The sequence below is a fragment of the Jonesia quinghaiensis DSM 15701 genome, assembly GCF_000423205.1.
Taxonomy (GTDB): domain Bacteria; phylum Actinomycetota; class Actinomycetes; order Actinomycetales; family Cellulomonadaceae; genus Jonesia; species Jonesia quinghaiensis.
On the sequence record NZ_AUHN01000004.1, the window covers coordinates 59,751 to 85,817 of the forward strand.

20 protein-coding genes and 1 tRNA gene are annotated in these 26,067 nt (G+C 57.3%); 8 read left to right on the forward strand and 13 right to left on the reverse strand.

Annotated elements, in window-relative coordinates:
* Nucleotides 1–153: 153 nt before the first annotated feature.
* The 3 genes from G538_RS0100360 (at nucleotide 154) to G538_RS0100370 (ending at nucleotide 3,472) form a co-directional block, all read left to right on the forward strand.
* Entirely contained in the window at nucleotides 154–2,433 is a 2,280-nt protein-coding gene (locus G538_RS0100360) for an Ig-like domain repeat protein (RefSeq protein WP_029067744.1), read from the forward strand.
* A 204-nt stretch (nucleotides 2,434–2,637) separates the two neighbouring features.
* Nucleotides 2,638–2,859 (forward strand): hypothetical protein, encoded by a 222-nt coding sequence (locus tag G538_RS0100365; RefSeq protein ID WP_051196406.1) that lies wholly within the window; start codon nucleotides 2,638–2,640, stop codon nucleotides 2,857–2,859.
* 7 nt (nucleotides 2,860–2,866) lie between these two features.
* On the forward strand, nucleotides 2,867–3,472 hold the full coding sequence (locus G538_RS0100370; RefSeq protein ID WP_029067746.1) for a Clp protease N-terminal domain-containing protein: 606 nt from the start codon (nucleotides 2,867–2,869) through the stop codon (nucleotides 3,470–3,472).
* A gap of 155 nt (nucleotides 3,473–3,627) precedes the next feature.
* Here the strand turns inward: G538_RS0100370 and G538_RS0100375 are convergent, their stop codons facing one another.
* The 6 genes from G538_RS0100375 to G538_RS0100400 all read right to left on the reverse strand — a co-directional run bounded on the left by G538_RS0100375 (nucleotide 3,628) and on the right by G538_RS0100400 (nucleotide 10,588).
* Nucleotides 3,628–4,356: a class I SAM-dependent methyltransferase gene (locus tag G538_RS0100375; RefSeq protein WP_029067747.1), complete on the reverse strand. Its 729-nt coding sequence runs from the start codon at nucleotides 4,354–4,356 to the stop codon at nucleotides 3,628–3,630.
* A gap of 309 nt (nucleotides 4,357–4,665) precedes the next feature.
* A tRNA-Ser gene (locus G538_RS0100380) sits at nucleotides 4,666–4,753 on the reverse strand.
* Nucleotides 4,754–4,847: 94 nt separating this feature from the next.
* Entirely contained in the window at nucleotides 4,848–5,465 is a 618-nt protein-coding gene (locus G538_RS0100385; protein ID WP_029067748.1) for a GTP-binding protein, read from the reverse strand.
* Nucleotides 5,446–5,853: a DUF742 domain-containing protein gene (locus G538_RS0100390; RefSeq protein WP_051196407.1), complete on the reverse strand. Its 408-nt coding sequence runs from the start codon at nucleotides 5,851–5,853 to the stop codon at nucleotides 5,446–5,448. The genes G538_RS0100385 and G538_RS0100390 overlap by 20 nt, the downstream gene beginning before the upstream one ends.
* Before the next feature lie 13 nt (nucleotides 5,854–5,866).
* Complete coding sequence (locus tag G538_RS0100395; RefSeq protein ID WP_029067750.1) at nucleotides 5,867–6,316, reverse strand: roadblock/LC7 domain-containing protein; 450 nt, start codon at nucleotides 6,314–6,316, stop codon at nucleotides 5,867–5,869.
* A 39-nt stretch (nucleotides 6,317–6,355) separates the two neighbouring features.
* Nucleotides 6,356–10,588: a HAMP domain-containing sensor histidine kinase gene (locus G538_RS0100400; protein ID WP_029067751.1), complete on the reverse strand. Its 4,233-nt coding sequence runs from the start codon at nucleotides 10,586–10,588 to the stop codon at nucleotides 6,356–6,358.
* Between the two features lie 171 nt (nucleotides 10,589–10,759).
* On the opposite strand from G538_RS0100400, the gene G538_RS0100405 reads away from it, so the two are divergent.
* The gene (locus G538_RS0100405) at nucleotides 10,760–11,788 is read left to right on the forward strand and encodes an NAD(P)H-quinone oxidoreductase (RefSeq protein ID WP_029067752.1); all 1,029 of its coding nucleotides are present in this window, start codon (nucleotides 10,760–10,762) and stop codon (nucleotides 11,786–11,788) included.
* On the opposite strand, the gene G538_RS0100410 is transcribed toward G538_RS0100405, so the two are convergent.
* The 5 genes from G538_RS0100410 to serS form a co-directional block, all read right to left on the reverse strand.
* Nucleotides 11,789–12,712 (reverse strand): carbohydrate ABC transporter permease, encoded by a 924-nt coding sequence (locus G538_RS0100410; protein ID WP_029067753.1) that lies wholly within the window; start codon nucleotides 12,710–12,712, stop codon nucleotides 11,789–11,791.
* On the reverse strand, nucleotides 12,709–13,713 hold the full coding sequence (locus G538_RS0100415; protein ID WP_029067754.1) for a carbohydrate ABC transporter permease: 1,005 nt from the start codon (nucleotides 13,711–13,713) through the stop codon (nucleotides 12,709–12,711). Before G538_RS0100415 ends, G538_RS0100410 begins: the two co-directional genes overlap by 4 nt.
* 159 nt (nucleotides 13,714–13,872) lie before the next feature.
* On the reverse strand, nucleotides 13,873–15,258 hold the full coding sequence (locus tag G538_RS0100420) for an ABC transporter substrate-binding protein (RefSeq protein ID WP_029067755.1): 1,386 nt from the start codon (nucleotides 15,256–15,258) through the stop codon (nucleotides 13,873–13,875).
* Nucleotides 15,259–15,504: 246 nt separating this feature from the next.
* Nucleotides 15,505–16,311 (reverse strand): HAD family hydrolase, encoded by an 807-nt coding sequence (locus tag G538_RS0100425; RefSeq protein ID WP_029067756.1) that lies wholly within the window; start codon nucleotides 16,309–16,311, stop codon nucleotides 15,505–15,507.
* Nucleotides 16,308–17,588 (reverse strand): serine--tRNA ligase, encoded by a 1,281-nt coding sequence (serS, locus tag G538_RS0100430; RefSeq protein ID WP_029067757.1) that lies wholly within the window; start codon nucleotides 17,586–17,588, stop codon nucleotides 16,308–16,310. The genes G538_RS0100425 and serS overlap by 4 nt, the downstream gene beginning before the upstream one ends.
* Before the next feature lie 55 nt (nucleotides 17,589–17,643).
* On the opposite strand from serS, the gene G538_RS0100435 reads away from it, so the two are divergent.
* The 3 genes from G538_RS0100435 to G538_RS0100445 all read left to right on the forward strand — a co-directional run bounded on the left by G538_RS0100435 (nucleotide 17,644) and on the right by G538_RS0100445 (nucleotide 22,234).
* Nucleotides 17,644–18,864: a diacylglycerol/lipid kinase family protein gene (locus G538_RS0100435; protein WP_029067758.1), complete on the forward strand. Its 1,221-nt coding sequence runs from the start codon at nucleotides 17,644–17,646 to the stop codon at nucleotides 18,862–18,864.
* Nucleotides 18,865–18,888: 24 nt separating this feature from the next.
* Nucleotides 18,889–21,300, forward strand: a complete 2,412-nt coding sequence (locus G538_RS0100440) for a hypothetical protein (RefSeq protein WP_029067759.1) — start codon at nucleotides 18,889–18,891, stop codon at nucleotides 21,298–21,300.
* A 94-nt stretch (nucleotides 21,301–21,394) separates the two neighbouring features.
* Nucleotides 21,395–22,234, forward strand: a complete 840-nt coding sequence (locus tag G538_RS0100445) for an alpha/beta fold hydrolase (RefSeq protein ID WP_029067760.1) — start codon at nucleotides 21,395–21,397, stop codon at nucleotides 22,232–22,234.
* A 75-nt stretch (nucleotides 22,235–22,309) separates the two neighbouring features.
* Here G538_RS0100445 and G538_RS0100450 read toward each other — a convergent pair whose 3' ends face one another.
* A complete protein-coding gene (locus tag G538_RS0100450; RefSeq protein ID WP_051196514.1) occupies nucleotides 22,310–23,077 on the reverse strand; it encodes a glycosyltransferase family 2 protein in 768 nt (255 codons plus the stop codon).
* A gap of 183 nt (nucleotides 23,078–23,260) precedes the next feature.
* On the reverse strand, nucleotides 23,261–24,085 hold the full coding sequence (locus G538_RS0100455; RefSeq protein WP_029067762.1) for a DUF5926 family protein: 825 nt from the start codon (nucleotides 24,083–24,085) through the stop codon (nucleotides 23,261–23,263).
* A 133-nt stretch (nucleotides 24,086–24,218) separates the two neighbouring features.
* Between G538_RS0100455 and pgm the strand changes: the two genes are divergently transcribed.
* Nucleotides 24,219–25,892, forward strand: a complete 1,674-nt coding sequence (gene pgm / locus G538_RS0100460) for a phosphoglucomutase (alpha-D-glucose-1,6-bisphosphate-dependent) (RefSeq protein ID WP_029067763.1) — start codon at nucleotides 24,219–24,221, stop codon at nucleotides 25,890–25,892.
* The last annotated feature ends 175 nt before the right edge of the window (nucleotides 25,893–26,067 follow it).

A 26,067-nucleotide genomic window follows, 5' to 3' on the forward strand; every position in this document is an offset into this window, starting at 1 on the left:
GAAGAGGGTCAAGTTCCCATCACATTCAGTCGAAGACACCCTAGGTGGCGCTAATCTTCTACAAGATAGGCAGCGCGTGCCGATTTGTCTGTCAACTCCAGTGTGACTCGCTCACCCATGAGTCGCAGTGTCACCATCCTCCAGGGGGCTTCCGTGCATAAGCACGCCACAACCAATCGCCTGACACAACGAGTCAGTGCGGCCATCATTGTTGCACTAGCGTGCACCGGGCTCGTACCCGCTGCTGCTACTGCAACGGGGACAAGCGACTACAGCAGTGGCGACTCGTCAATCGTTACGGTAGAAGGCACCCTGCGTGCCGCTGTGATCCACGGTGACGACCACGACAGTGGTCACGAATCAGAGCACGGTAGCGAAGAAAGTCGCCTGGCCTACGCGATCCAAGTGGACAACGCCTTCCTCCCCCTCGACGCGGAGGACGTCCCCACCGATGAGGTCGGGGCTGACATCACCGCTGAGGTTATTGTTCCCCAAGAGACCGCCAACGCTGTCTCCCCAGACATCATTGATAGTGGCGACGTTGCCACTGAACAAGACGTTCAAGAACTCGCCGACAACTCCACCACGGAACTCAGCGCAGCATCGGTCACGGTCCTTGAATCAGCACCAGTCGCTGCGGCAACCACTGTTGGTAAAACCCATTCGGTCCACCTCGTGATCGTGCGATCAGACGGCTCCGCCCCCAACACCACAACCGCTAAGGGCAACATCGCAACAGCCTCCACTTACTGGAAAGCTGCAACCTTCGGGACTGTTGGCGCAATCAATGTCGTCAAGACAACCACAACCACCATCAACGGTTACTGCACAGCCGACCCCTGGAAAACGTGGCAAACAGCCGCTACCGCGAGCGGGTACACGTGGAAGGACTATCACCACCTCGTGTTAATCGGGCCCCCATGCTCCGGTGAAACACTTGGAATAGGAACCGTCGGAGAAGCCGGGTTATCCTCCGGTGGACTAGTCACCGTTTATGGCCCCTCTGCTGAAACAACTATCCACGAACTAGGTCACAACTTTTCACTCGGCCACTCCAACCTCGCAACCTCATACTCACTAAGTCCCAGCAGCACATCCTTCAATCAAGCTGAGTATTACGGTTTCTTCGGCCCAATGGCTGGTGGCGTGGGCGATGGCTTCCCCTCGTCATTCCTTGACCCCGCCTACCAACACGTCCTGAAAGTCGCACCGTCTGGCAGCATCGTTAGTGTTCCTTACACCGGCCAGACACTCAACCTCAACGCTGTCACCGCCTCAAGTGGGGTACGCGGAGCAACTTTTGTTGATGGATTTAGCGGATACCGGATCTTCGTGGAATACCGCAACGGTGCTGGGTTCGATGCCAAATCGTTCTACACCCTGCAACCAAACGCCCTTGTTGCCCAATACAACATCGCCATGGGCAACGGGGTTAGGGTCACCCTGCTCGACGAGGAAAACAACCTCTACACATTCCCCACCTCATCAGGTAGCCCTAAGCGGGCGACACTGCGCGTTGGGGAATCACTCACCGGTTGGGGCAGTGGCTACACCGTAAAGGTCAACTCAATGACCGCCGGTACGGCAAACGTCACGATCAGCCCCGGGAAAGCGAAACCCACAGTTAGCGCCGCCAACCCCAAGGCAGCTTTTGGCGCAACTCCGAAAGTCACCGCTACCGTCACTGCAACGCTCGGTGTCGCCGGGAAAGTTGAAGCGAAGATCGCTGGCAAAACAGTAGCGAGCAAAACACTACCCACCAGCGGAACACGCAAAGTGACGCTCGACCTGCCAAAAAACCTCAAGGTTGGCACACACACAGTTGAACTGCACTACACAGGATCAGACCGGATTACCCCCGGTAAACGGAACGTCACGCTCACCGTGAGCAAAGCGAAACCGGCCGTCAAAACAGCACTAAAAAACACAACCGTCGGAACAGCAGCGACGCTCAGCGTTCGCGTTGCTGCGAACAACGTTCCCACCGGTAAAGCCCAGATCAACATTGACGGCAAGAAATACCGCACCGTGACCCTCAACAAAGGCCGCGCGACGGTTAAGCTACCCAAGTCACTCAAGCTGGGGAAGCATCGGCTGGCTGTTGTTTATGCAGGAGACAGCGGGCACTCCGCCACTACACTACGCCGCGACTTCACAGTCAAAAAGCAACGAGCTGCCATCACGGGACTCAAAGGCGGCACCCGTAGCGTGAAGAAGAAAGCGACCTACAAAGACACTTTCACGATCTCCCACGCAGGTGTCCTCCAGCGGTACAGCAACGGCTCGTGGCGCACCGTGAAGAAACTCAAAGCCGGAAAGAACACCCTGTCACACCGCTCAACGACTGCGTCCACCACGAAGTACCGGGTGGTTATCGGCAGCACCAGCAAACGCGTTGGTGCGAAGAAAACTGTTGCAATCCGCGTGAAGTAACACTGCACTTTTTGTTTCACAGGGCCGCTGCCAGCACATGGCAGCGGCCCTGTGGCGTTCTTCAACACGAATCGAGGGATGCTGCCACTCACGGAGCCAAGAGCGCCAATAACTTCCAGATTCCTGTTAGCAATATGCCGTTTCACCCATTCACACTGTCAGCCTAGGTTGACAGTGTGAATGGTGTCAACCTAGGCTGACACCATGGATGTTGAAGAAATGGAATCCACGGCCACCTACATTGAACCTGCTGAGGGACTACGCACAGTCGTAGCACTGCGCCGCCTAGCATCACGGTTAGAAGACCTGCATGTAGCGCGCGCCCGCGCTGCAGGAATGTCCTGGGCAGAGGTAGCAACCAACCTAGAAGTAACCCGACAATCCGTCCACAAGAAGCACGGCCGCACCCGCAGCCCCAAACAATAGGAGCCTTATGCTGATCTACGACAGCTCATTCACTGACGTCATGGATGCAACGCAGCGCGAAGCAACAAGCCTTGGCGCACACGTCTATGGTTCCGAACACATCCTTCTCGGGCTCCTTCTCACAGCAGGCCCCGTCAACGAAGCGATATCCGCCATAGACAGCACCTTGAACTACGACACTGTGCATCACGCCATCGTCAACGCAAGCGACGATGCCCCTCTCCTCCACAACCTCGGGCTCGCAACCGTCGCAACCCAAATCGCCGACGCGCCAAAACCGCAACGCACCCCACAGCACCGGCACACACCTGAACTACAGACTGCACTGAACGCAGCATCAACCAAGTGGGGGCAACTCCGTAAAGCCGGGCACCTGCCACGACAGAGCAAACTAGACAGCACAGTGCTCTGGCTTGCCGTGCTAGAACCCTCCGCACGCGCGGCCCGCCTCCTCCGGAGCATCGGAGTTGATCCCGACCAAGCCCGCTCAACGGTCCTAGCCGTGGCAGCTGGACCCGACAACCCAACGCCGCCTTGGCCAACCGATGTTCAAATCGGTCCGGTCACCCGCATCGTCCACTGGTTCTTTAACCGCACCAGCACAAGCGCCTAGGCCTCCCCCTTCCCCCGCTTCGCCCCCCCTCAATCATGCCGAGATCCTAGATCTCGCACTGAGATCCTGACCCGCGACAAGGATGTCGAACCGAGATCTAGGATCTCGGCGGCTGGTGGACTCGAGGAAGGGTCTGCTCTCATTAAAGGGCGGGGTCACACACCTTCTCTATACTGCATTCTGGGTTTTTGAGCGGAAAGAAACAAAAAAGACAGGAAAGCGCTACGTTCACCGCTCGCAATCCGTGGTGGCATGACGTCGATCGGAGTGCTAGGTGATGGTGCCGGTTCATCAAGCACACGCAAGTCCAGCCCCGAACCAACCACGGCTCGGACAATCTCATGTAACGGGCGGTGCCAGAACGTCAGTACAGCTGGATGCCCATCAAATTCATACTCTTCGCTGTACTGCTTTGTTGCGAAGTAGTCCTGCTGAGGATCATTGAACTGGCGTACGAAAGGGTGGTTAACGGATGCAATAAATCGGCCACCAGGTTTCAAAACGCGGCATATCTCTGCTAACGGCGCATCCCAATCTTTGAGGTAATGCAGCACTAACGACACAACGACATCATCGAATGTTTCATCTTCGTACGGCAGCGGTTCGGCGAAGTCGTGGACGCCGAGTGTGGCAGCGTCACCCAGTCTGCGGCGCGCGAGGTCAATCATTGCTGGGCTGCCATCAAAACCTGTGACATCGGCGCCTCGTTCAATGAGCTCAGCCATCAACGGGCCAGAACCACACCCCGCATCTAGTATGTGCCGGCCTTGCGCGTCCCCGATCATTCCCAACACTGCGGGCCGCTCATAGTAGGCGTTCAATAAACTCACACCGTTTTCGGTGTCGTAATCGACAGCAAAGCTGTCATAGGCATCGGCGCCCATATTGCCCCTCGCTAGTGGCTATGAACTAGCCACGCTAGCCGACGACATCACTCTCCTAAAGCAACCTCTAGTGGATGTTCACAATCACGCTACGCATTAACACCGAGATCCTAGATCTCGACATGAGATCCTCACCCACAACAAGGATGTCGCACCGAGATCTAGGATCTCGGCAGGAAGTGAGGGGAAGGGCATGCATGGGGGAGCAAGGGTGAAGAGGATATGGCAGGGCCCCCGAGAAACAAAAAATGACCCCCGACCCCTGAACCAGCGTTTCTGCTGGTCAAGAGACCGGAGGTCATCATTCTGCGGAAGCGGCGGGATTTGAACCCGCGAGACGGGGTCACCGTCTACCGGTTTTCAAGACCGGCGCATTCGGCCGCTCTGCCACACTTCCATACGCCCAAGGGGCGCCTGACTATTGTGCCACGTCCAAGGCCAGAAAACGAAATCCGGCTCCATCATGCGTCACAACTAGTGCATGCAAGCTATCAACTGCGGGCAGCAGCCTGGAGTCGCTCCATGGCGTGCTGAACAAGCTGAATCAGGGTTTGCTTTGTGGCAGCACGTGAACGTGCGTCCGTGTAGAGCATCGGAACGTGAGCGGGGATCTGAAGAGCCTCGCGTACGTCCTCGATGCGGTGCTTCGCAACACCGTCGAAGCAGTTGATGCCCACCACGAACGGAATACCTCGAGATTCGAAGTAATCGATCGCAGGGAAGCACTGCTCGAGTCGCTCGGTGTCGACCAAGACAACAGCGCCGATGGCGCCGCGTACAAGGTCATCCCACATGAACAGGAAGCGGTCCTGTCCTGGTGTACCGAACAGGTACAGCCAGAGGGAGCCGGGCAGCTCGATACGGCCGAAGTCCATTGCAACCGTAGTGGTGGTCTTGCGGTCGGTGACGCCACCGGCGTCGTCCACTCCAACGGAGTGCTCAGTCATTGCCGCTTCTGTGTTCAGCGGTTCAATGTCCGAGATGGATCCGATAAAGGTGGTTTTACCGACAGCGAATCCACCCGCCACGACAATCTTGACGACTGTGGGAGCCGCAGGAGCCTTGGTAGGATCCTGCCCCACGGCCGTCTCAGAGGGCTGATATACCATTGAGAACACTCTCCAACACACTCAAGGACATGGCCGGATTCTGACCGTGACCAGTATGAACGTTTACAGGCGTTGAGGTATGTATCTTGAGATACCCCTCGTCAGCCAAGTCTGAGATGAGAATCCGAACCACACCCAAGGGCATCCGCAAGAGAGCAGAAACCTCGGCGATCGACACATAATTGCGTGCCGCGTGATCCAGGATTGCGCGTTTTTCGGGGGTGAGTCCGCTCGAGTCTACGGCGCCTGGGTTGACCTCAACTAAGGTCTCTAGCGGCAGGTTAGACGTAGCTGATCGTACACGCCCGCCGGTGACCGCGTAAGGCCGCACCGTCGCAGCCTCGTAGTGATTGCCATCTTCAGGCAACCGGAGCGAATGACGAGTCATGACTATCCTCTATCTATCCCATTTGCGCGCGAGTAGCTCCGTCAACTGGCAACGAGCCGCGCATCTCTGAGATCAGTTGCGGTGTGAGAGTTGCTTCTGTTCGTGATACGAGCATAGCCATCTCATAACCGATCAGGCCAACATCGCAAGAAGAATCTGCGACGACGGCCAGAACTGATCCGTTGGATACGTTCATGAGGAACAGGAAGCCGTTGTCCATCTCAACGATGGATTGGCGCACGGCCCCACCATTGAGTTGACGAGAAGCCCCACGGGTGAGGCTCGACATTCCCGATACGATGGCGGCGAGTTGGTCGCCGCTTGTGCGGTCCAGGTTGTCGGACATTGCCATCAACAGGCCATCTGCCGATACCACAAGGGTGTGGCGGGTGGCTGGGACGGTCCGCACGAAATTGTCCAGCAACCAACCAAAGTTTGTTGCTTCGGTGCTGAGCGTGCTCATGCTATCTCCTTCAAAAGTGTGTCAACGGCTAACGTGCTCTCAGAAATGGGAGGCGGAGTCTGGCACACGTTGCGACTGGCCATTTCGGTCATCTCCTTGGCTTGTCTGGGTCCGCGCCCCAGATGCACCATCTCTTCGCCCCCGGCTTGTCGCTGACTGGAACGCTGAGAGGCGTGCCCGAAGTTCAGACGCGTCGCGGCTGATCTTCTGCGTGGTCGGGTCGTCAGTGAGAGCTTGTGGTGACGCGTTACTACGAACACGTCGTACAAGTGACTCTGCTTCCCTTGTGTTGACCTCGCTTGGGCGGTAAGCGGACAGCTGGCTCAGTTCAGCCAGTGCCTGCTCTTGGATTGTGGACTTCAACGCGAAAGCCGAGTTGACGTCCACTGTGAGGTCGGTGGGTGGTTGCCACTGGGTGACACCAACACCGCCTTGCGGAAACTCTTGTGCAGCGGACTCTTGCACGTTCGGTGCGAAGGAGGGCTCCCATGCTTGGGTTTGTCCTGCGTTGAACTGTGAAGGTGCTGCTTGTGCCGATGCTGCGTGCGGCGCTGAAGCCGCCCCGAAACTCGACACCCGCTGAGGAACCTGCGGAACATTGTGTGCCGGTGCTGCAGGTTGACCGAATGGCGCATACCCATCGCGAGCCTGCTGAGGCTGTGATGGTGTGTGCTGCGCCTGGCCCCCGGCAGGGTCGTAGCCGTTCCCCGGAGTGGTGAACTGTTGCTGCCCGCCGAACTGTGGATCACTGAAGTTTTCGTTCCGTGTCACAGTGGGGTGCTCAGAGGTTGGTGTGGATTTACCCTTGCGCAACCAACCGCGAATGCCATTCTTTTTGTCTTTGGCGTCGTCGGCTGGAGCGTCAGATACAACGTCAGCAAAGTGCGGTACTGCGGCTTCTTGAACCGGAGCTCCTGCACCAAATACTGGCGCGAACTGTGGCCGGGCAATCGGTTCGTGACCGGATGGGCCTTGAGCCTGCCATGGTGCTGCGGCCTGCTCTTGGTTTTGTTGGTCACTGTATGACTGGCCACCACCGTGCGTGTGCTGCTGGTAGCTACCCTGTTGGGACGCTTGGTACACCGATTCTGGCTTCTGTGGGGGCAGTGATTGCCCGTAGTTGCCGTCCTCGTGTGCATCGTAGGCCTCGTGGGCGCTTGGTGCAGAGTATGCGCTGGCAGCTGATCGGTAGTATTGCGCCGGAGTCTGCTGCTGGTGGGTCTGCTGAACGGCTTCGCGTGCTTCCTCAACGAGCCCAGGGATGATCATGTCCGGGTTGGGAGCATAACCGCTGGGTTCTTGAGGAACCGGAGCGTCAGCAGCGACGGAGTGAGCGGACGCAGGTGCGCCTGGCTGTGGGTCCGATGCGGCACGGGCACGAGATGCTCGTGTTGGCAGGTGTGCGAACTTGGATAGGTCAACACGTCCGGTGTTGAGGTTTTCCCCAGCTTGTTGCTGTCCGCCACCCCATTGAGCAGGTGCGCTTGGCGCTGACTGCTCACGGGATTCCTGTGCTTGCCATGATTCGGCGACGTCACGTGGCTCTGCGTCGTCTTGCACGCGGTCAATGACCTGTGTGGCGTCATCGTCGTCGCGGGCTACCGCAAACGGTGATCCAGCTGACGGTGCTTGTGCCCCACCGTTGTTCTCCTGCGCTGCTGTGAAGGAGCGGAAGTTGGAGAACATCGCTGAACGGCGTTCTGGTTGGTGTGCCAAGGCAGCATCGGGGCCCAGTGGCTCTTCAACGATCTCTTCCTGACGAGCAGGACGGCGGGTAACCAGAGGCTTCGCTTCTTGGATGGTCTGTGGCTGCCACGGTGCCCCAGCGTCGTCACCGAAGTTGACGCTGCGGGTTGGTGTAGCCAGAGGTGGTAGCACGATCTCCGGGGAGTTGTCTCCGAAGTCGGGCGAGATTCCAACACCTTGGCCGCCTGATGTGCCACCGCGTGATGGTAGACCTGAGCCAGCTGGTGCCGGTTGCATGGGGGCAGAACCGCCACGGCTTGGTAGGCCGCCACCGCCACGTGCAGGGAGTTGACCTGGCTGCTGCTGTGGTTGTTGCGGAGCAGGTTGCTGCTGTTGCATTGGCGCCTGTTGTGCAGGTGCTTGTGGGGCGCCGGAATAGTCCTGGCGCGGTGCAAAGCCTTGGTGTGACTGGACTGGTTGTGGTCCAGTTGGTTCAGCACCTTGAACTTTACGGCGCGGCATTCCTGTACCGGTTTGACCGTCCGTCAGTGCATTGAGGTCAACGGCGCTGACAACAGGGGGCTCCTCAACGGGGTATCCCTGTGTCTGTGTGGCGAATTGGCTTGATGGCTGGGCGCCTGGTTGTGGCATCGGCTGTGCCGCGCCTTGGCCTGGCTGTCCTTGGTATTCCTGGAACGCTGCGTCTGTGAAGAGCGTCCATGGGAAGGACAGGGTGGCGATGGTTCCGTTGGAACCGTCTGCTGGGCGGGAGAAGGCAACGTGCACACCGAGACGGTCTGCAAGACGCCCGACCACGAACAGACCCACTCGTTGCACACCGATCACGTCGGTTGCTGACTTGGAGGCCACACGTGCGTTGGCGTCTTGGATGTCTTGGTCAGACATTCCAAGGCCGTAGTCACGGATGGTGACGGTCACGAAGTTGCGACCGGCGTCTGTGGTTACTTCAACCGGGGTGTTGGGCTCAGAGAAGTTTGTTGCGTTTTCCAGGAGCTCAGCGATGAGGTGCGCTGCGTTCAGTGCGTTGTGGCCAAGCATCGCAGGGTCGGACTGCAGGTTCAGCTGGATGCGGTCATACAGTTCGATCTCAGAGGACGCTGTACGGACAACGTCTGACATTGGCATTGGTTGACGTACGCGACGACCAGAGTCAATTCCCGCAAGCACAAGGAGCGACTCGGAGTTACGACGCATACGCGTTGCGAGGTGGTCGAGGCGGAAGAGGTTGGCAAGAATGTTCGGGTCTTCTTCTGCACGTTCCAACTCGTCGAGGAAGCCGAGTTGGCGGTTGAGGAGAATGTGGTCACGACGGGCCACGTTAACGAACATTTCCGCGATCGAACCACGAAGTGCAGCCTGTTCACGGGCAACCTCAATGGTTGTGGAGTTCACCGAGTTGAAGGCTGCGGCCAGCTGGCCAACTTCGTCTCGGGAGTCGATGTCGATCGCTTCGAACTCGAGTTCTGGTCCCTGTCCAGGGATAGCAACTTGTTCAACCAGTGTGGGGAGTTCGTCCTTGACTCGTTCAGCGGATTCAGTGAGTCGCTTCAGCGGCCTGGTGATGGAGCGTGAGGTGACGTACGCAATTGCCAGTGACGCACCGAATACGACGACCACGAGTACTAAGGTCAGGATCGCTTCGGTTTGCGCAGTGGTGAGCGAGTCGTCTGCGGAGTTCTTCAGCTCGGTGGTGGTTTCCACCACGATTGGGTCGATCTGGTCGACTTCAGCCTGAGCGAGGTCGCCCCACTGTTCTGCAAGGGGTCCCGAGATCGCGGATGCGTTGGCGTTGGCTAGGTACTGGCGGATAGCTGTGTACTGCGCACTCGCGATACCGATGTTGTTGATGTTGACGTTGTTCAAACGGCTCAGCGTTGCACGAGCGGTTTCACGCTCAGAGTTTGTCACACGAATTGTCAGCCCGAGTTCGCGGTAGACACGCACAGTGGTGTCTGTTTCACGAGCAATGGCCAACGCTTCGGAGATCAGTGGGATCTCAGCAATGGTGCTGTCGGAGTACCGGGCGACGTCAACGTACGCCTGCGCTGCGTTACCTACGCGGCGGTCGGTTGCTGTGTTAGCAAGTTCTTCAGAGATGCGCAGGATGCCATCTACTGCTTCGGTGTAGGCCTGTGAGGTGACCTGTGTTGTTGCTGCACCACGTCGTACTTGCTCGGCGGCCGAGTCAAGGTACACGCGTGTGTTGCGCAGTGATGAGGCAATAGCTGCCGTCACGTCATCGGACAGTGACGAGGTGTTGACCTCGCTGAGTGCGGCACCCACAGTGTCGAGCGCACTGTTGCGCGCCTCGATCGCGGCTTCCCATTCCTCTTGAGCCCCGGCAGATCCTCGCCGAGTTTCGATCGCCCAGTATCGTTCGTTCTGGATGACCTTGATGAGCGATTGCCCGGTGTCCACAAGCACAACCACGTCACGTGTCTGTTGCGCTTCACGCCAGGCGGAAATGGTCAACCCGGAGAAGACCGCTGCCGCAGCAACAATAACGAGGATCGGAACAGCCAGGGTCGCAAGGATCTTGTTCTGCACGTTCAAGCGCTTCAGCATCCCTGATCCCTCCCAAATTCTTGTCTGCATCACGGCGAGCCCGCGTGCTTAACCGCTAAAGGACCATCGGCAGCTCGGTACTGCCCCTTTAGGGTAACTGTATGAGTTCAACGCCTAAGAGTATGTTTTTTTCACCCATCTGAGCAACGCTGAATGGGTATTCTTCGAGGTATGCGTGTACTTACAGCCCCAAATTCTTTTCAGATACTTTCACCCTCGGGCAGCCTCCTTCAAGAATCCGAGGTAGATATCCCCATCCCTGGACCGGGTGAAGTTCTCCTGCGAGTTCATGCTGCCGGCGTCAACCGGGCGGATCTCCTGCAATCACAGGGTCACTACCCGCCACCCCCGGGAAGTAGCGACATTCCGGGACTCGAGGTCGCTGGAACAGTCGAGGCTACTGGTGAGGGTGTGGGCAGCATATCCCATGACACTCGCGTCATGGCCCTGGTTACGGCAGGCGGTTACGGTGAGTTTGTGCTAGCTGATGCCCGGTCGCTCATTATAGTCCCAGATCAGATCGATGCAATCGCGGCTGCGGCCTTCATGGAGGCCGCTTGCACGGTGTGGAGCAACATCGTGAATGTGGCGCACTTCACCCCAGGGGATGTCGTGGTGATTCATGGTGGTTCCGGAGGTGTGGGGTCTTTGGCCGTGCAGATTGTCACCGCACTTGGTGGAACTGCCATCGCTACAGCTCGCACTCCGGAGCGCGCTCAACGGTGTCTCGACCTCGGTGCAGCCCACGCTTTCGCGTACGGCCAGTACACGGACTCCGAGGGGGCATCGACTTTCGCCGATGCTCTCCCTGGGTTGGTACGTGAAGTCACCGGCGGTCATGGCGCGGACATCGTCCTTGATGTCACTGGCGCGTCGCTTCTGGGAGCAAATATCGATTCCCTCGCCGTGGGGGGCCGACTCGTCATTATCGGGATGCAGAAAGGTGCCACAGGAACAGTGAAGCTCTCTACGCTGCTCACTAAACGCGCTTCACTCCACGGCACGACACTGCGTTCACGACCTGCTGAGGAACGAGCCACCATCGTTGACGGAGTGCGGCGTGACCTCATGCCTCTCTTTGCTGCTGGAACCATCGCCCCAGTCGCCCACCAGGTATGGGACATGCAAGAAGCTGCCCGTGCGCACGAGCAGCTTCTTGGTGGAGATGTGTTTGGCAAACTGGTTCTTCGCCCCTGGTAGCTAGCCCTTCACTGAGCCAGCAAGCAAGCCACGCACAAAGTAGCGTTGCAGGGCCAAGAACACGATGACTGGCACCACCATCGAGACGAAAGCACCTGCAGCAAGCAGATACCAGTCTTGACCACGCGTTCCAGCAAGGTCAGCGAGCCGCACAGTCAGCGGCGCCACATTTTGTTGGCCTCCAGCGAACGTCAACGCCACCAGCAGGTCGTTCCAGACCCACAGGAACTGGAAGATCGCGAACGATGCGATAGCTGGCACCAAGAGTGGCAACAGTACCCGGAAGAAGATCTTCACGTGGCCGGCACCGTCAACACGTGCAGCTTCAACAAGTTCCCGCGGAATATCCTTCATGAAGTTGTGCAGCAGGAAGATCGCCAACGGTAACGCGAAGATCGAGTGGGACAGCCACACGGTCCAGAATGTTTGGTTGAGTCCCCACTTCACGTACTGCGTGAGCAGTGGAATCAGGGTCACCTGGATGGGTACCACTTGCAGTGCAAAAACAGCGACAAACAAGATGTTGCGGCCTTTGAAGTCGATCCACGCAAAGGCATACGCTGCGAGCAACGCCAGCGTGATCGGGATGACCACTGAGGGGATCGTGATCACAAACGAGTTAACGAAGAACGTTGACAGTTGGAATCGCGAACCAGTGAGCACCTCAGCGTAGTTTTCCAAGGTGATGCTGGGGCTGGTGAACCATGTCCACCAGCCTGATGTTTTAATCTCCCCGTCAGGTCGGAAGGATGTAATGAGGAGCCCAAAGGTAGGGATTGTCCACACCACTGCGATGAGTAGCGCAAAACCTGATGCAAGTTTGGTGGACAGTGTTGATCGAGTTCGTCCAGCACGGGCATCGAGCCGGTCTACCAGTTTTCCAGGTGTTGCTGGGATGGGGGCCTGGGGTGTTGATGTGCTCATCGGACCTCCTCCGACTTCTTCATCTGCCGCACGTTATAGATAATGAGCGGCACCACAAAGGCGAAGAGCAGCACAGCCAAGGCAGCTCCCATCCCCTGGTTCTGTTGGCGGAAAGATTGGGTATAGAACTCGTTGGCGACAACCTGTGTTCCGTAGTTACCACCAGTCATTGTGCGGACAATGTCAAACACCTTCAGCGTTCCCATAGCAATGGTGGTGAGCACAACAACAAGTGCGGGCCGCACACTAGGGACGGTGACGTACCAGAATTGTTGGATTCCATTAACGCCATCAAGGCGGGCAGCCTCAATAGTTTCTGTGGAGATCGCTTTGATCGCTGCGGACAAAATTGTCATGGCGAAACCGGCTTGGATCCAGATCATCACAACCATGAGGAAGATGTTGTTCCATGGGCCATTCAGCAAAAACTGAACTGGCTCAAGCCCCATCCACACCAATATTTGGTTTAACAAACCGATCTGGGCGGGTTGCCGGTCTGGTGCCACTCCTTCAAGGACTGGGCGGTACTCGTAAACAAACTTCCAGATGATCGATGCGCCCACCAGCGAAATAGCCATGGGCATGAAAAGCAGTGTTTTAGCGAGTTTTTCAAAGCGTGCCCGGTCAACGAGGACCGCGTAAATCAGGCCAATAGCAGTTGAGGCGAGCGGGACAATGACAGTCCAGGCAACAGTGTTGAGGAGAACTTGTTGAAACTCTGGGCGGGTAAAAGCCGTGACGTAGTTGTCGATGCCAATGAAGTTTTGGCCTCGTGCGTCATAGAACGAACTACGAGTGGTGATGATGGCTGGGTAGATCAAACCAAATGAGATACCGAGGAGTGCTGGTCCGGTAAAGGCAGCGACTACTACCCAACGGGGCGCTCGTGGGATTCTTTCAACGATGACAAGAATTGCACCCATGACGAGCACAAATATTGCTATCGCAATGAACATCAGGAGGAACTTGCCGCCAGTGGTGTCGGCGTACAAGAGGTCCATGGCTAACCTCCATGGTTGGCGGGACAGGGGAGGTACCCAACGCGTGTGGCTCTCTGTGAGCCGGTGATGGGGGCTCACCGTGGTGAGCCCCCATCAGCGCGTTAGTGATCTGGCTCAGGTTCACTCATCGCAGTGTCGGAGCGAAGCTGAGGCCACGGATCAGTTAGGCCATGCCGCATCTATTGCGGTCAGGACTGCGTCGTCTGCTTTGTCCTCTGCAATCCACGCGGTCATCTCTGTCCAGAAGGCACCTTGTCCAACTGCTGCTGGCATCAGGTCAGATGCGTCGAAACCGAATTCTTGGCTGGTGTCTGACAGCAACTGGAACGACAGTTTGTCGATCTCTGACACCAAGTTGTTTGGGTCAAGACCGGAGTTCGCTGTTACCCATCCACCGTTTGGTGTGGCAATAGCTTTGGCGTTGGCCCACTCTGGGCTGGCGAGGAACTCTTGGAATGCGGCCACTTCTGGGCGGTCGGAGAATGCTGCGACGAACTCTCCACCACCGAGGATTGGTCGTGCATCTTCAGATACACCTGGGAAGTAGAACGCGAACACGTCTCCTTCTGGTGACACGTCAGTTCCTTCTGGCCAGTTCGCTGCGTAGAACGAAGCCTGGCGGTGCATGTAGCACAGCCCTGTTTCGAGGATTGGCAACCCAGCGTCTTGGAACTCTGTTGTGGCGATAGAGCTCACGTCACCTAGTCCACCGTTGACGTAGTCAGGGTTTTTGAGGATCTTGCCAACTTCGGTGAGTGCTGCTTGCACCTCAGGGTCAGAGAACTTCAGTTCACCCTTGCTCCACGCGTCGTATGATTCGAACCCAGCAGTTCGGAGCATGACATCTTCGAGCCAGTCAGTTGCTGGCCATCCGGTTGCGTCACCTGAGCCGATGCCTGCACACCATGGCTTAACACCTTCAGCGCCGTGGTCGGCAACGATTTGGTCGGACAGGGCGAGGAGTTCGTCCCAGGTTTGTGGGATTTCGTAGCCTGCGTCGTTGAACATCTGTGGGGAGTACCAAACAAACGACTTCACGTTGGCACCAAGTGGTGCTGCGTAGAAGGTGTCTTCAACGGTGCCGTATTCTTTCCAGGACGCCGCATAGTACTGCTCAACGTTTGCCATGGTGCCCGCTGATGCTTCAACGATCTGGTCGGGGTAGCTTTCCACGATGGTCTTTAGAAGACCTGGCTGTGGGATGTAGGCGATGTCCGGTGCGGAACCTGCCTGGAGTTTCACTAGGAGTTGAGCTTCGAACTCTTTTGATCCCTCATAGTTGATGGTCGCTCCGGTGCAGTCTTCAAACGGCTTGTAGGAGTCGATGTGAGGCTGGTCCTCGGGAGCAATGATGGAGGTGTAAACCGAAACGGTTGTGCCGCTGAGGTCACCATACTTTTCGTATGCTGTGCAATCCGCGTCACCGCCACCGGGTTCTTCAGCATTGTTGTTGTCGCTATCGCCTCCGCCACATGCGGCAAGCGTGAGCGCCACAGCCATTCCTGTTGCCAGGGTAGCCACTGAGCGCCGCCGGATAGATGTCATGGGATTCTCCCTCACGTCCTCTTTGATGTGCGGAGCGCACAGCACCTGCACGCTTGTGCGCTATGTCACTCATCGAATAGGCATAAGGGGGGTTCTGCAACTCGAAATAGGGTTATTCGTGGTAACGATTCCATCAAGACAATGTAGTTCGCCTGTAAAGAAAGTCCAGAAGTCGCATTATCGTGCGTTTTACAGCGTTGTAAAATACTTTCTTGCAGGTCATAACAGTTTGGTTTCGCTGGACTGTCAGGTTGTCAGCAAACTCTCCAACACAGGCGCCAAGCCGTCGTCAATAATCGGCCAGGTCACTTCGTCCGCTGCAGCGATCACTGAAGCCTCCGCATGCCCCATCGCAACGCCACGCCCAGCCCACTGCAGCATTTCGATGTCGTTATCAGCATCCCCAACAGCAACCGTGTGCTCAGGGGAGACTTGCAACTGACGGCGTAATCGTTCCAACCCATAAGCCTTCGTGATGCCCTGTGGAGCGAGATCCATCCAGTGCTCATCAGCGATAGAGTAATACGAATCGCATAACCCCATGTCAGCCATGAGGGCACGAAATTCCTGTGGCGCGTGCGAGGCACGCGCCACAACGACGCGCGGCGTGGTCATTGTCCGCATCTGGGAAACGTCACGAACAGTGTGGTCACCATGCAACCGTGCTGACCCGAAATCCTGGGAAATGGCATAACCGACGCCCACTTCCTCCAAACCAATCACGGCATCGGGCAAGTGGCGGGTCAACGCATCAACTGCTGGGCCTGCAGGAAACTCCATGACATGCTCAAGAACGAAGCCACCCGGCTGACGGGGGTCAATGTGGGCTGTCACCGAACCGTTCGAACACACAGCCCACCCAGAGTCGATGCCAAGGTCCTTCAGCACCGGCAACACCGCAACTAACGGACGTCCCGTGGACAACACCACGTGGTGGCCTTGGAGCCGCAGTTCCGTGATTGCCTCACGGACTGCCGACGAGATGAACTCGTCGGCAGTCATGATGGTCCCGTCGATGTCTAAGCCAACGAGAAGTGGCGTCGTCTTGGTCACGCAGTGGGCTCCAGCACCTCAAGGCCACCCAAGTATGGGCGTAGCCCTTCTGGAACCCGTACCGAACCGTCAGCCTGCTGGTGGTTCTCAAGGATCGCAACGATCCACCGAGTTGTTGCCAAGGTACCGTTCAAGGTTGCAACAGTCTGCGTTTCTTGGCGACCATCCACCTCGACACGTTCACGCACACCCAAACGACGGGCCTGGAATGTTGTGCAGTTTGAGGTCGATGTCAGTTCCAGGTAACGCTCCTGAGTGGGCAACCACGCTTCACAGTCAAACTTGCGTGCCGCAGATGAACCCAGGTCACCGGCTGCCGTGTCGATCACCCGGTATGGGAGGTCGCACTTTTTGAGCATTTCCTCTTCCCAAGCCAACAAACGCTGGTGTTCCGCCTGCGCGTCAGCGGGGGTGCAGTAGGAGAACATTTCGACCTTGTGGAACTGGTGCACGCGGATGATGCCGCGAACGTCCTTGCCGTGTGACCCTGCTTCGCGGCGGTAGCACGCACTCCACCCTGCGTAACGCAGCGGGCCGTTTGACAGGTCAACGATCTCTTCGGAGTGATACCCCGCCAAGGCAACCTCTGAGGTACCAACCAGGTACTGGTCATCCGCGCCGAGGTAGTAGATTTCATCGGCGTGTGCACCAAGGAAACCAGTGCCCCGCATAATCTTTGGGTTCACAATCGTTGGTGTGATCATCGGGGTGAACCCAGCAGCAACAGCCTGATCAACGGCAGCATTCAACAACGCCAGCTCGAGGCGTGCACCAATACCGGTGAGGTAGTAGAACCGTGAGCCAGAAACCTTCGCACCACGCTCAGTGTCGATGGCCTTGAGGCCTTCACCTAACGCCAAGTGGTCGCGAGGTTCGAAACCCTCAGCTGCGAAATCACGGGGCTGCCCTTCGTGGCGCAGCACAATGAAGTCAGCTTCCCCTCCACTGGGGGCACCCTCCACAATGTTGGCAACCTGGAACAACAGGTCGTTCAGGCGCTCTTGCGCTTCGCTTTGTGCCTGGTTAAGTTCTTTGACCTGCGCTGCGATCTCTTTCGTCTCCGCTAGGAGACGCGCTTTCTCGTCACCTTGAGCACGTGCAACATCTTTACCGATGCTCTTTTGGCGCGCTCGTAGCGACTCAAACTCTGCGAGGGATGAGCGGCGTTGCGCATCCGCTTCGAGGATCGTGTCAACGATCGCGGGGTCAGCGCCACGGGCAATCTGGCTGGCGCGGACAAGGTCGGGAGATTCGCGGAGGATGCGTAGATCAATCACCCTCCAAGAGTACCGACCATGCACACCAGAATGCCAAAGCGGCTACGGTTGGTCTATGAACCCTGAGCAGTGGTTACTGGCCGCTTCGATCGCACTGACGATCACAGCTGTCATTCTGTGTGTCCTTGTCATTGTCCATAGCCGTGAACTGAACAGACTCAAAGAGGCTCTGGCTCGCCTCGTAGGCTCAGCAAAGACCGGCCCTGACGATGATGAACCACCAGCCCCACGCCCTCTCATCGCGTTCATCGCCAACCCCTCAAAACCTGGTGTTCAGGACTTGAAAACCGCTTTATTGCTGCGTTGTGAAGCGGAAGGCCTGCCCACTCCATTGTGGTTGGAGACAACCATTGAGGACCCCGGAACTGGGCAAGCCCGCGAGGCTGTTTCTGCTGGGGCGAGCATCGTTGTCGCTGTTGGCGGCGACGGAACCGTCCGCGCCGTTGCCACGTATTTGACGGGCACAACTACCCCCATGGGTATTCTTCCCCTGGGGACTGGGAACCTCCTTGCCCGCAACCTCGATATTCCCATTTCTAACCGTCAAGACGCGTTCGATGTACTCCTCGACGGTGTTGACCGGAGAATTGACGTGGGCTGGCTAGAGGTCCTTGAAACTGACAAATCAGCTCAAGCCCACGCACTCCACGAAGCCCGCACAGCACGTCGCAAAGGCGCACGAGACCGTGCCGCCCTGCGAGCGGACTCATCCGAAACTGCTCCAGCAAAACTCGAGAAACATCTTTTCCTTGTCATTGCGGGGGTTGGTTTTGACGCCGCAATGATTGCAGACGCGGACAATGAACTGAAAGCACGCATGGGCTGGATTGCTTATTTTGTTGCTGGTGTTCGCCACTTGAACGGTAAGCGACTCGCTATCAACATCACCCTTGATGACGCCAAGGTTGTGTCAACACAGTTGCGCACGCTTATGGTGGGGAACTGTGGTCGCCTTCCCGGTGGCATTACTTTGATCCCGGATGCTGTGATTGATGACGGCATCCACGACATTGCTGCCATCGATACCCGTGGCGGGATCGCTGGGTGGGTCCAACTGTTTGGTGAAGTTGTCATGCAGGGGTTTGGCATGACAAACACCCTCGAACACAAAGTGGGGCGCATTGATCACACACGGGCACACACCACGGAACTCGCGGTGGATCAAGGCGCTCAAGCACAGGTTGATGGTGACGTGATTGGGCGAGCACGCCGGGTGCGTACATGGGTTGACCCGCAAGCGCTCACTGTACGTTCACCGTTGCCACGTCTTGGATAGCGGCTCATCTACTAGGCTGGTCTGGTGCAGCACTCCCCACACGGCCTCAAGTCCGAACGCCCCTATGCCCTGACATCACTGATGCGTCTGAGTGTCAGTGCCGGCGCGATGCTTCTCGCCATCGCGTTTGTCCTGATGAGCGGGGTTGCCGGTGTTGCAGCGCCTTCAGCTGGCTCTCTTCACACAGGGTTAGCTACTGATGGCGTCCGTGCCGAAGGGAGCGCAAGCGAGGATTCCACGCAGGATTACCACCAGGTAGTGTTCCTGGGAACTGGTGGTATTCGGTGGGCTGATGTCTCTGAGGACTCCACACCGTCGTTGTATCAGTTCGCTCGATCTGGCGCCATTGGCAACCTCGTTGTCCGCAATGTGCGCCCCTCCACATGCCCAGCAGATGGCTGGTTGGCGTTGAGCGCTGGTAACCGTGCTGGTGACGCCCTGAATGGCGCGGGGGGGCCATGCCGTTACTTGGAAGAACCAGCAGAGTCGGCAGGGTCACCTACTGGAGTGGAAAATGCAACAGTCCCCACCTGGGACACCTACACAGATGCCGTTGCAGAGCAAAAGTACAGCGCACAGTTGGGGACGTTCGGGCAAAGTTTGTCTGATGCTGGTGTTTCGACAGCCGCTGTTGGTCCGGGGGCTGCTATTGCTCTTGCGGACAGCGAGGGCACCGTGAGGGGCACGTTCTTCTCGCGTTTGTCGACAACTGATGCCTTGTACGGGCAGATGCGTAGTGCACTGAACAGTGTTGACGGGGATCAGCGTCTTGTCGTTGCTGATGTTGGTCACTTGCGCATCGGGCGGAGCACTTCTGCAACTGACCCATCTGTGATGGCTCAGTTAACTGAGATTGACTCACGGGTTGACGTTGCTTTGCAGGCAATCCGTGCAGCTGACCCCGAGCTTGACCACACGACAGTTATTCTGGGGTCGTTGTCTGACCCAACGGGCGCCCCACGGTTGTCAGTGTTGGCTATGGCTGGGCGAGGTGTTGAGGGGAATTTACTAACTTCTCCCTCCACAAAGCAGGATGGGTTCAACCAGTCCAGCGATCTCCCGGTTACGGTGCATTCGCTGCTTGGGGCTAACCGGTCATCAACTTTCGTGGGATCAACCATCAGTTCCCACACTGTTGCCGGAACAACCGAAGACCGAATCGCTTCTCTGGTTGATGAAGAAACCCACACACTGGCAACCCGCCCCATAGTGGAACCGTTCTTCTTACTGTTCTGCGTTGTCAATATCGCACTGTTTGCTGTGGTTTCTTACATCTTCTCTGGGCGGTCACTGCGCCGAATCTCTAAAGGCGCTAACTGGGTCACCTCCCACTCCCGAGGACTACTCATTGGGTGCCAAATCGCAGGCATAGCAATCGCGACTATTCCAGTAGCGACTCTTCTGGCTAACCTCGTTCCTTGGTGGCGGACACCAACACCGACACTGACCCTCACTGCGATAACTCTCACGATCATTGCAGGGGTTGTCGCCCTTGCCCTAGCGCCCTTGTGGCGTGGCTGGCGGTTTGGCCCTATCGCAGTGGTGTCAGCTATAACTGTTGCGGTATTGGCTATTGATGTTGCTACCGGCGCTCGTTTGCAAATGTCAGCGCTCATGGGCGTGCAGCCCATGGTGGGTGGCCGATTCTACGGTTTCAACAACCAAGCATTCGCCCTATTTGCCACCAGCACCCTGTTGCTGGCTGGGGCACTGGCCAACAGTTTGGTGGTTGCTGGGCGGCGGCGTCTCGCTGCGCTGACGGTCGCTATCATCGGGATCACTGCGACGTTACTCAACGGTTTACCGTCATTGGGCGCCGATTTTGGTGGCCCGCCCGCGCTCTTCCCGGCGTTCGCTCTGCTGACTCTATGGGCAGGTGGCGTGAAGTTGAACTTCCGCCGCGTGGCAATGGTGATGGTGAGCGCAGTTGTTGTGGTGTCATCCTTCGCCATCATTGACTGGCTACGCCCCGCCGATGACCGCACCCACCTGGGAATGTTTGTTGACACAGTGCTTGCCGGTGGGTTCTTTGACGTCGTAGGGCGCAAACTTGGTGCGAACTTCTCCACCTTCACGAACCCCCTATCGCTGGTTGCGATCACTGCGATCTTGGTGCTGCTCATTGTGCTTGGCCGGCCAGTGCGTCTTGCTGCAAAAGAAACAGGTCAACTCGCTCCGTACCACTGGCTTACCGGTGGGGTGCCCTTAAAACAAATCGCCACAGACACTCCCCTGTTCTTACCCACGGTGAACGCCGTATACGTTGCCTTGGCCATTGGCACCATGGTCAATGACTCAGGTGTGGTCATTGTCGCTATCGGGTTAGCGGTGCTTGTGCCACTGCTTATCGCCACGTATGCACGGTGGATTCTCAGCATCACGAAGCGCATCCAGCAAGCCGGGTTGACCAGCCAAGAGGCACGTTCGCCGCGCTGAATCCTGCTGTACGTCGTAGCGTGGATGATGCCGTAGGCCACCGTGGTGGAACATCAGGTAGTTTCGACTGACTCCCACACAACGAGGAGAAACAATGAGTTTCATTTCTGTTGGGCAAGAAAACAGCCAGTCCATCAACTTGCACTACACCGACATAGGCGAAGGCCACCCCGTAGTTCTCATTCACGGCTACCCCCTTGATGGCAGCAGTTGGGAAAAACAAACCACTGCCCTACTCGCCGCAGGCTACCGGGTTATTACCTATGATCGCCGCGGCTTTGGGCAGTCCACCAAACCTTCACGCGGGTATGACTACACGACGTTTGCCGCTGACTTGGATGCCCTGTTGACCACGCTTGAACTCAGTGATGTCACCCTCGTTGGTTTCTCCATGGGGACCGGCGAAATCGCGAGATACCTCCACCAGTACGGCAGCGCCCGAGTGCATAGCGCCGTTTTCATCGGTTCCCTAGAACCGTTTTTGCTCATCACTGATGACAATCCTGACGGGGCGATCGACACCGCGTTCATTGACGAGTTTTCCGCGTCTGTGCGCCGGGACCGGTACGCCCATTTCACTGAGTTCCTCAACGACTTCTTCAACACTGATGAAACGTTGGGCAACCGGCTCAGTGAGGAAGCTCTGCGCCACCACCACCTGCTGGCGGGGCAATCAGGGGCTGAGGCATCGGCGCTTGCCCCCTACACGTGGATTGAAGACTTCCGCGAAGACATCACCGCCATTGATGTTCCGACCCAGATCATTCACGGCACTGGGGACCGTATTTTGCCGATTGAGGCTACTGGTCGTAGGTTCTCAGCGGCCCTGCCTGATGCCCAGTACGTTGAGATTCCCGATGCCCCACACGGTTTGTTGTGGACGCACAGCAACGAGGTGAACTCGGCTCTCCTCGGGTTCCTGCAGAGTAGTTAACCCCCATCACGCAACGACGAAAAGGCGGCACACCATGTGGTGTGCCGCCTTTTCGTGTCACAAATTCAAGGGCGATTAGCGCTTCTTTGTCACTCCACGCAAACGCCGGGAACCAATAGCCACCTTCACGTCACGGTATTGTGCCGCACGGTGCATCTGACCTTTCCAGTCTTTACCGGAAGGGCGGTGCTTGAGGTCGCATGGCACTTCAACAGCGACATATCCCTGGCTGAGGAGATCAATGGTCATTCCGGTTTCGACGCCCCAGCCGCGTGCCAGTGGTGTCGCCGCTTCGAAAGCTTCCCGGGTGAGGCATCGCATCCCAGACAGTGGTTGTGTGGGGGTCCACCCTGTCATCGCTGTGATGGCTTTGCGTGCAGCTCCGACAACAAACCCACGCCCACCAGCACCTGGCTGTGGTGGCAGGAGAGCGATGGAGACGTCAGCTTCACCGGCAAGCACTGGATCCACCAGTGGAGCGGTGTTCACGGCAGTTTCGGCAAGATCCCCATCAATGAAGAGGAGCAGTCGTGGAAGGCGCCCGGGTGCATCACGCATGGCAACAACTGCGGCGCCGGTTTCCATTGCTGCAGCTTTGCCACGGTTGTGGGAATGGCGAACAACAACGGCCCCCGCTTCACGGGCAACATCTTGGGTGTTGTCTTCACTGCCGTCATCAACAACCAGAACAAGATCCACGTGGGGGATCGCTTTCGCGGCGCGCACTGTTTGGGCGATGCGCCGCGACTCATCCTTCGCTGGGATAACAACGGCGACGCGCTGCCGGGTGAGTTCGCGTTCGTCGGCCTGTGAGGATTCGGATTTTGCTCGCCTCTTCCGCACCGCTGGGGTGTTCCCAGTGTGCAGCTCTGGCGACTTCTTACCTGACACTAGTGATTCCTTGCCTTGATCATTAAAGAACCTTGGTAATTGTCTAAGGTAGTTCCAAACGTGTGGGCTTGCCAGTTGTATCGGCAAGCCCACACGGTTCGTTGAGGGAATATGCACAAGTGTGTGCGTTGCGCTTTAGCGCAAAGTGACCTGCCGTGACACGATGCCGGCCTTCGCGCGGCGCTGTGCAGCATCGAGAGGTTCGTTGTTCTCAATTTCTGCTTTGAGGGTTGGCCAGTAAGCCGCAACATCCTTGTCGATGTCGTCAGCTTCGCTACCGCGTGCCAACTCCCACACTGGGATCACGATGCCGCAGGTGCGGAATGCGCCGAGGAAGCGGGCATCACCGATTGCTGACTCACGGCGTGCGTGCAAGCGGGCAATCGCATTGATCACTTGGTCTTCGCTGTATGGCATGGACCAACGCAGGAACTCTTTGGAACCCATACGGCTCCAGTATGCGGAATTCACAGACGGCAAACGTACCGTGTCAATCATTGACTCTGCTGCTTCATCGAGGCTCTTACGGATCTCTGGGGTGATCTCTTTAGCGGGGTCAACCCAGTAGTCCACGTTGTTGTGCATCTCTACTGTCCAGTTGCCAGTAAGATCCACGATGTCTTGCAACCGCGGGCCTGGGCCAGGGAGGGTAGAACGCACAAGGGGGCTGCCTGGTTCGAGGTCAAAAGCGTCGAGCAGGTTCGCTGCGAGGTCGCGGGAGAGGTCACCGGAGCCCGCCAACGTTTGAAGCGCAAGCAGGACGGTTCCGTCTTCACGGTGCAACGCGGGCCAGGAATCGGGGAGGAACGTGGTGAACACGAACTCTCGCGAACCGTATTCCTCTGTCGTTTTCGCGGTGACGGTAGCAGCGGGGACTACCTCACGCATTGCTACTAGGTCAGCTTCAGCAGGGATGCCCTCAAGTGGGCGCACAACAAAATCAACGGTGTTCTTAGCCATACCCCAAGCCTACCGCCAGCCTGCGGCGGTACACACCTCATGTGTGGACATTCAGAAAACCTCCTCCAGATTTATCTGCAACTCCCCCTTTTTCCTATCCCATCAGGCGCGAGAGTCTGCCAAGATGAAGACTATGGATCCCCGTGCAGGCACTCGCGCCACCCTAGAAGATCTCATCGATGTCGACGCGCTGGTCAGCGCCTATTATGACCTCACCCCAGACCCTGACAATGTGTCCGAGAAAGTAACTTTTGGCACCTCAGGTCACCGGGGTTCATCCCTCGACCGGGCTTTCAACGAGGCTCACATCATTGCGACAACTGCAGCGATTGTGGAGTACCGGACCCGCCAGGGAACAAACGGCCCGCTGTACATTGGGCGCGACACTCACGCGCTTTCTCTTCCAGCGTGGCAAACAGCGGTTGAGGTGTTGGTTGCCGCCGACGTTAACGTCATGATTGATGCCCGTGATTCCTTCACTCCCACCCCAGCCGTGTCACACGCTATTTTGTTGCACAATGGTGCAACAACAGCGCAGGGAGTCCGGACCAGTGGCCCCGAGCTGGCTGATGGCATCGTTGTTACACCGTCACATAACCCTCCCCGTGATGGCGGTTTTAAATACAACCCGCCGCATGGTGGACCAGCCGACTCTGACGCCACAGGGTGGATCGCCGACCGCGCCAATGACATTTTGCGTCAGGGCGTAGGCAAGGTTCGTCGCGTGTCACTCGACGAAGCGTTGAAGCGCCCGGTGGTTGGGCGTCACGACTACCTCTCTGCGTACGTTGATGACTTGTCACACATGCTGAATTTCGATGCGATTCGCGCCTCTGGGTTGCGCATCGGCGCTGACCCATTGGGTGGGGCAGCAGTGGAATATTGGGGAGCTATCGGCGAACGTTACGGTCTCGATTTGACCGTGGTGAACCCCCAGGTAGACCCACGGTGGGGCTTTATGACCTTGGACTGGGATGCCAAGATCCGCATGGACTGCTCGTCTCCCTACGCCATGGCTTCTCTCGTCGAGACGATGCGCGGCGACAGCCCCTATGACATCGCTACCGGTAACGACGCTGACGCTGACCGGCACGGGATTGTCACCCCTGACGGTGGTTTGATGAACCCTAACCACTTTCTTGCTGTAGCTATTAATTACTTGTATTCCGGTGCACGGCCACAGTGGGGCACTGATGTTGCTATTGGCAAAACCCTGGTGTCTTCAGCGTTAATTGACCGGGTTGCCGCCGGGTTGGGCCGCCAGATGCTTGAGGTACCTGTGGGCTTTAAGTGGTTTGTTCCCGGTCTGATTGGTGGTTCAGTCGGATTTGGTGGTGAAGAATCAGCAGGTGCCTCCTTCTTACGCGGTGACGGCACTGTGTGGACTACCGATAAAGATGGCATCTTGCTAGCGCTGCTCGCTTCGGAAATCACTGCTGTGACGGGCAAGAGCCCATCCGCACACCACGGCGACCTGACCGAACAGTATGGCCAGTCCTGGTACGCCCGGGTAGATGCCCCTGCGTCGTTGGAGGAAAAAGCCACACTGGCACGCCTCTCACCTGAGCAGGTCACAGCTACTGACCTTGCCGGTGAAGCTATCACTGAGAAACTCACCACCGCCCCAGGCAATGGTGCGTCAATTGGCGGTTTGAAAGTCTCCACCAAGAACGCTTGGTTCGCAGCGCGCCCCTCCGGCACAGAAAACGTGTACAAGATTTACGCTGAATCATTTGTCTCAGCAGATCACTTGGCCACTGTGCAAAGCGAAGCTAAAGCTGTCGTCAGTGCAGCTTTAGCGAACTAAAACCCAGATAACGCTCCGGCCTGCGGGAAATTCACCCGGTTCCTGCAGGCCGGTGGCTGTAAGCCTCTAGGTTATTGACGCGGCGGGCTATCGCGCATCGAAGCGCTAGAGCGAAAAAGCCTCAACACAAAAGGAAATGCCCATGCGCTGGACGCTGCGCATGGGCATCGCTTCA

Excerpts from the sequence above, each read along its gene's own strand:
- G538_RS0100400 (WP_029067751.1), bottom strand. The coding sequence starts at position 10,588 with ATGCTGAAGCGCTTGAACGTGCAGAACAAGATCCTTGCGACCCTGGCT.
- G538_RS0100370 (WP_029067746.1), top strand. The coding sequence starts at position 2,867 with ATGCTGATCTACGACAGCTCATTCACTGACGTCATGGATGCAACGCAG.
- G538_RS0100375 (WP_029067747.1), bottom strand. The coding sequence starts at position 4,356 with ATGGGCGCCGATGCCTATGACAGCTTTGCTGTCGATTACGACACCGAA.
- G538_RS0100395 (WP_029067750.1), bottom strand. The coding sequence starts at position 6,316 with ATGAGCACGCTCAGCACCGAAGCAACAAACTTTGGTTGGTTGCTGGAC.
- G538_RS0100365 (WP_051196406.1), top strand. The coding sequence starts at position 2,638 with ATGGATGTTGAAGAAATGGAATCCACGGCCACCTACATTGAACCTGCT.
- G538_RS0100455 (WP_029067762.1), bottom strand. The coding sequence starts at position 24,085 with ATGGCTAAGAACACCGTTGATTTTGTTGTGCGCCCACTTGAGGGCATC.
- G538_RS0100445 (WP_029067760.1), top strand. The coding sequence starts at position 21,395 with ATGAGTTTCATTTCTGTTGGGCAAGAAAACAGCCAGTCCATCAACTTG.
- G538_RS0100405 (WP_029067752.1), top strand. The coding sequence starts at position 10,760 with ATGCGTGTACTTACAGCCCCAAATTCTTTTCAGATACTTTCACCCTCG.
- G538_RS0100415 (WP_029067754.1), bottom strand. The coding sequence starts at position 13,713 with ATGGACCTCTTGTACGCCGACACCACTGGCGGCAAGTTCCTCCTGATG.
- pgm (WP_029067763.1), top strand. The coding sequence starts at position 24,219 with ATGGATCCCCGTGCAGGCACTCGCGCCACCCTAGAAGATCTCATCGAT.
- G538_RS0100390 (WP_051196407.1), bottom strand. The coding sequence starts at position 5,853 with ATGACTCGTCATTCGCTCCGGTTGCCTGAAGATGGCAATCACTACGAG.
- G538_RS0100435 (WP_029067758.1), top strand. The coding sequence starts at position 17,644 with ATGAACCCTGAGCAGTGGTTACTGGCCGCTTCGATCGCACTGACGATC.
- G538_RS0100410 (WP_029067753.1), bottom strand. The coding sequence starts at position 12,712 with ATGAGCACATCAACACCCCAGGCCCCCATCCCAGCAACACCTGGAAAA.
- G538_RS0100385 (WP_029067748.1), bottom strand. The coding sequence starts at position 5,465 with ATGGTATATCAGCCCTCTGAGACGGCCGTGGGGCAGGATCCTACCAAG.
- G538_RS0100420 (WP_029067755.1), bottom strand. The coding sequence starts at position 15,258 with ATGACATCTATCCGGCGGCGCTCAGTGGCTACCCTGGCAACAGGAATG.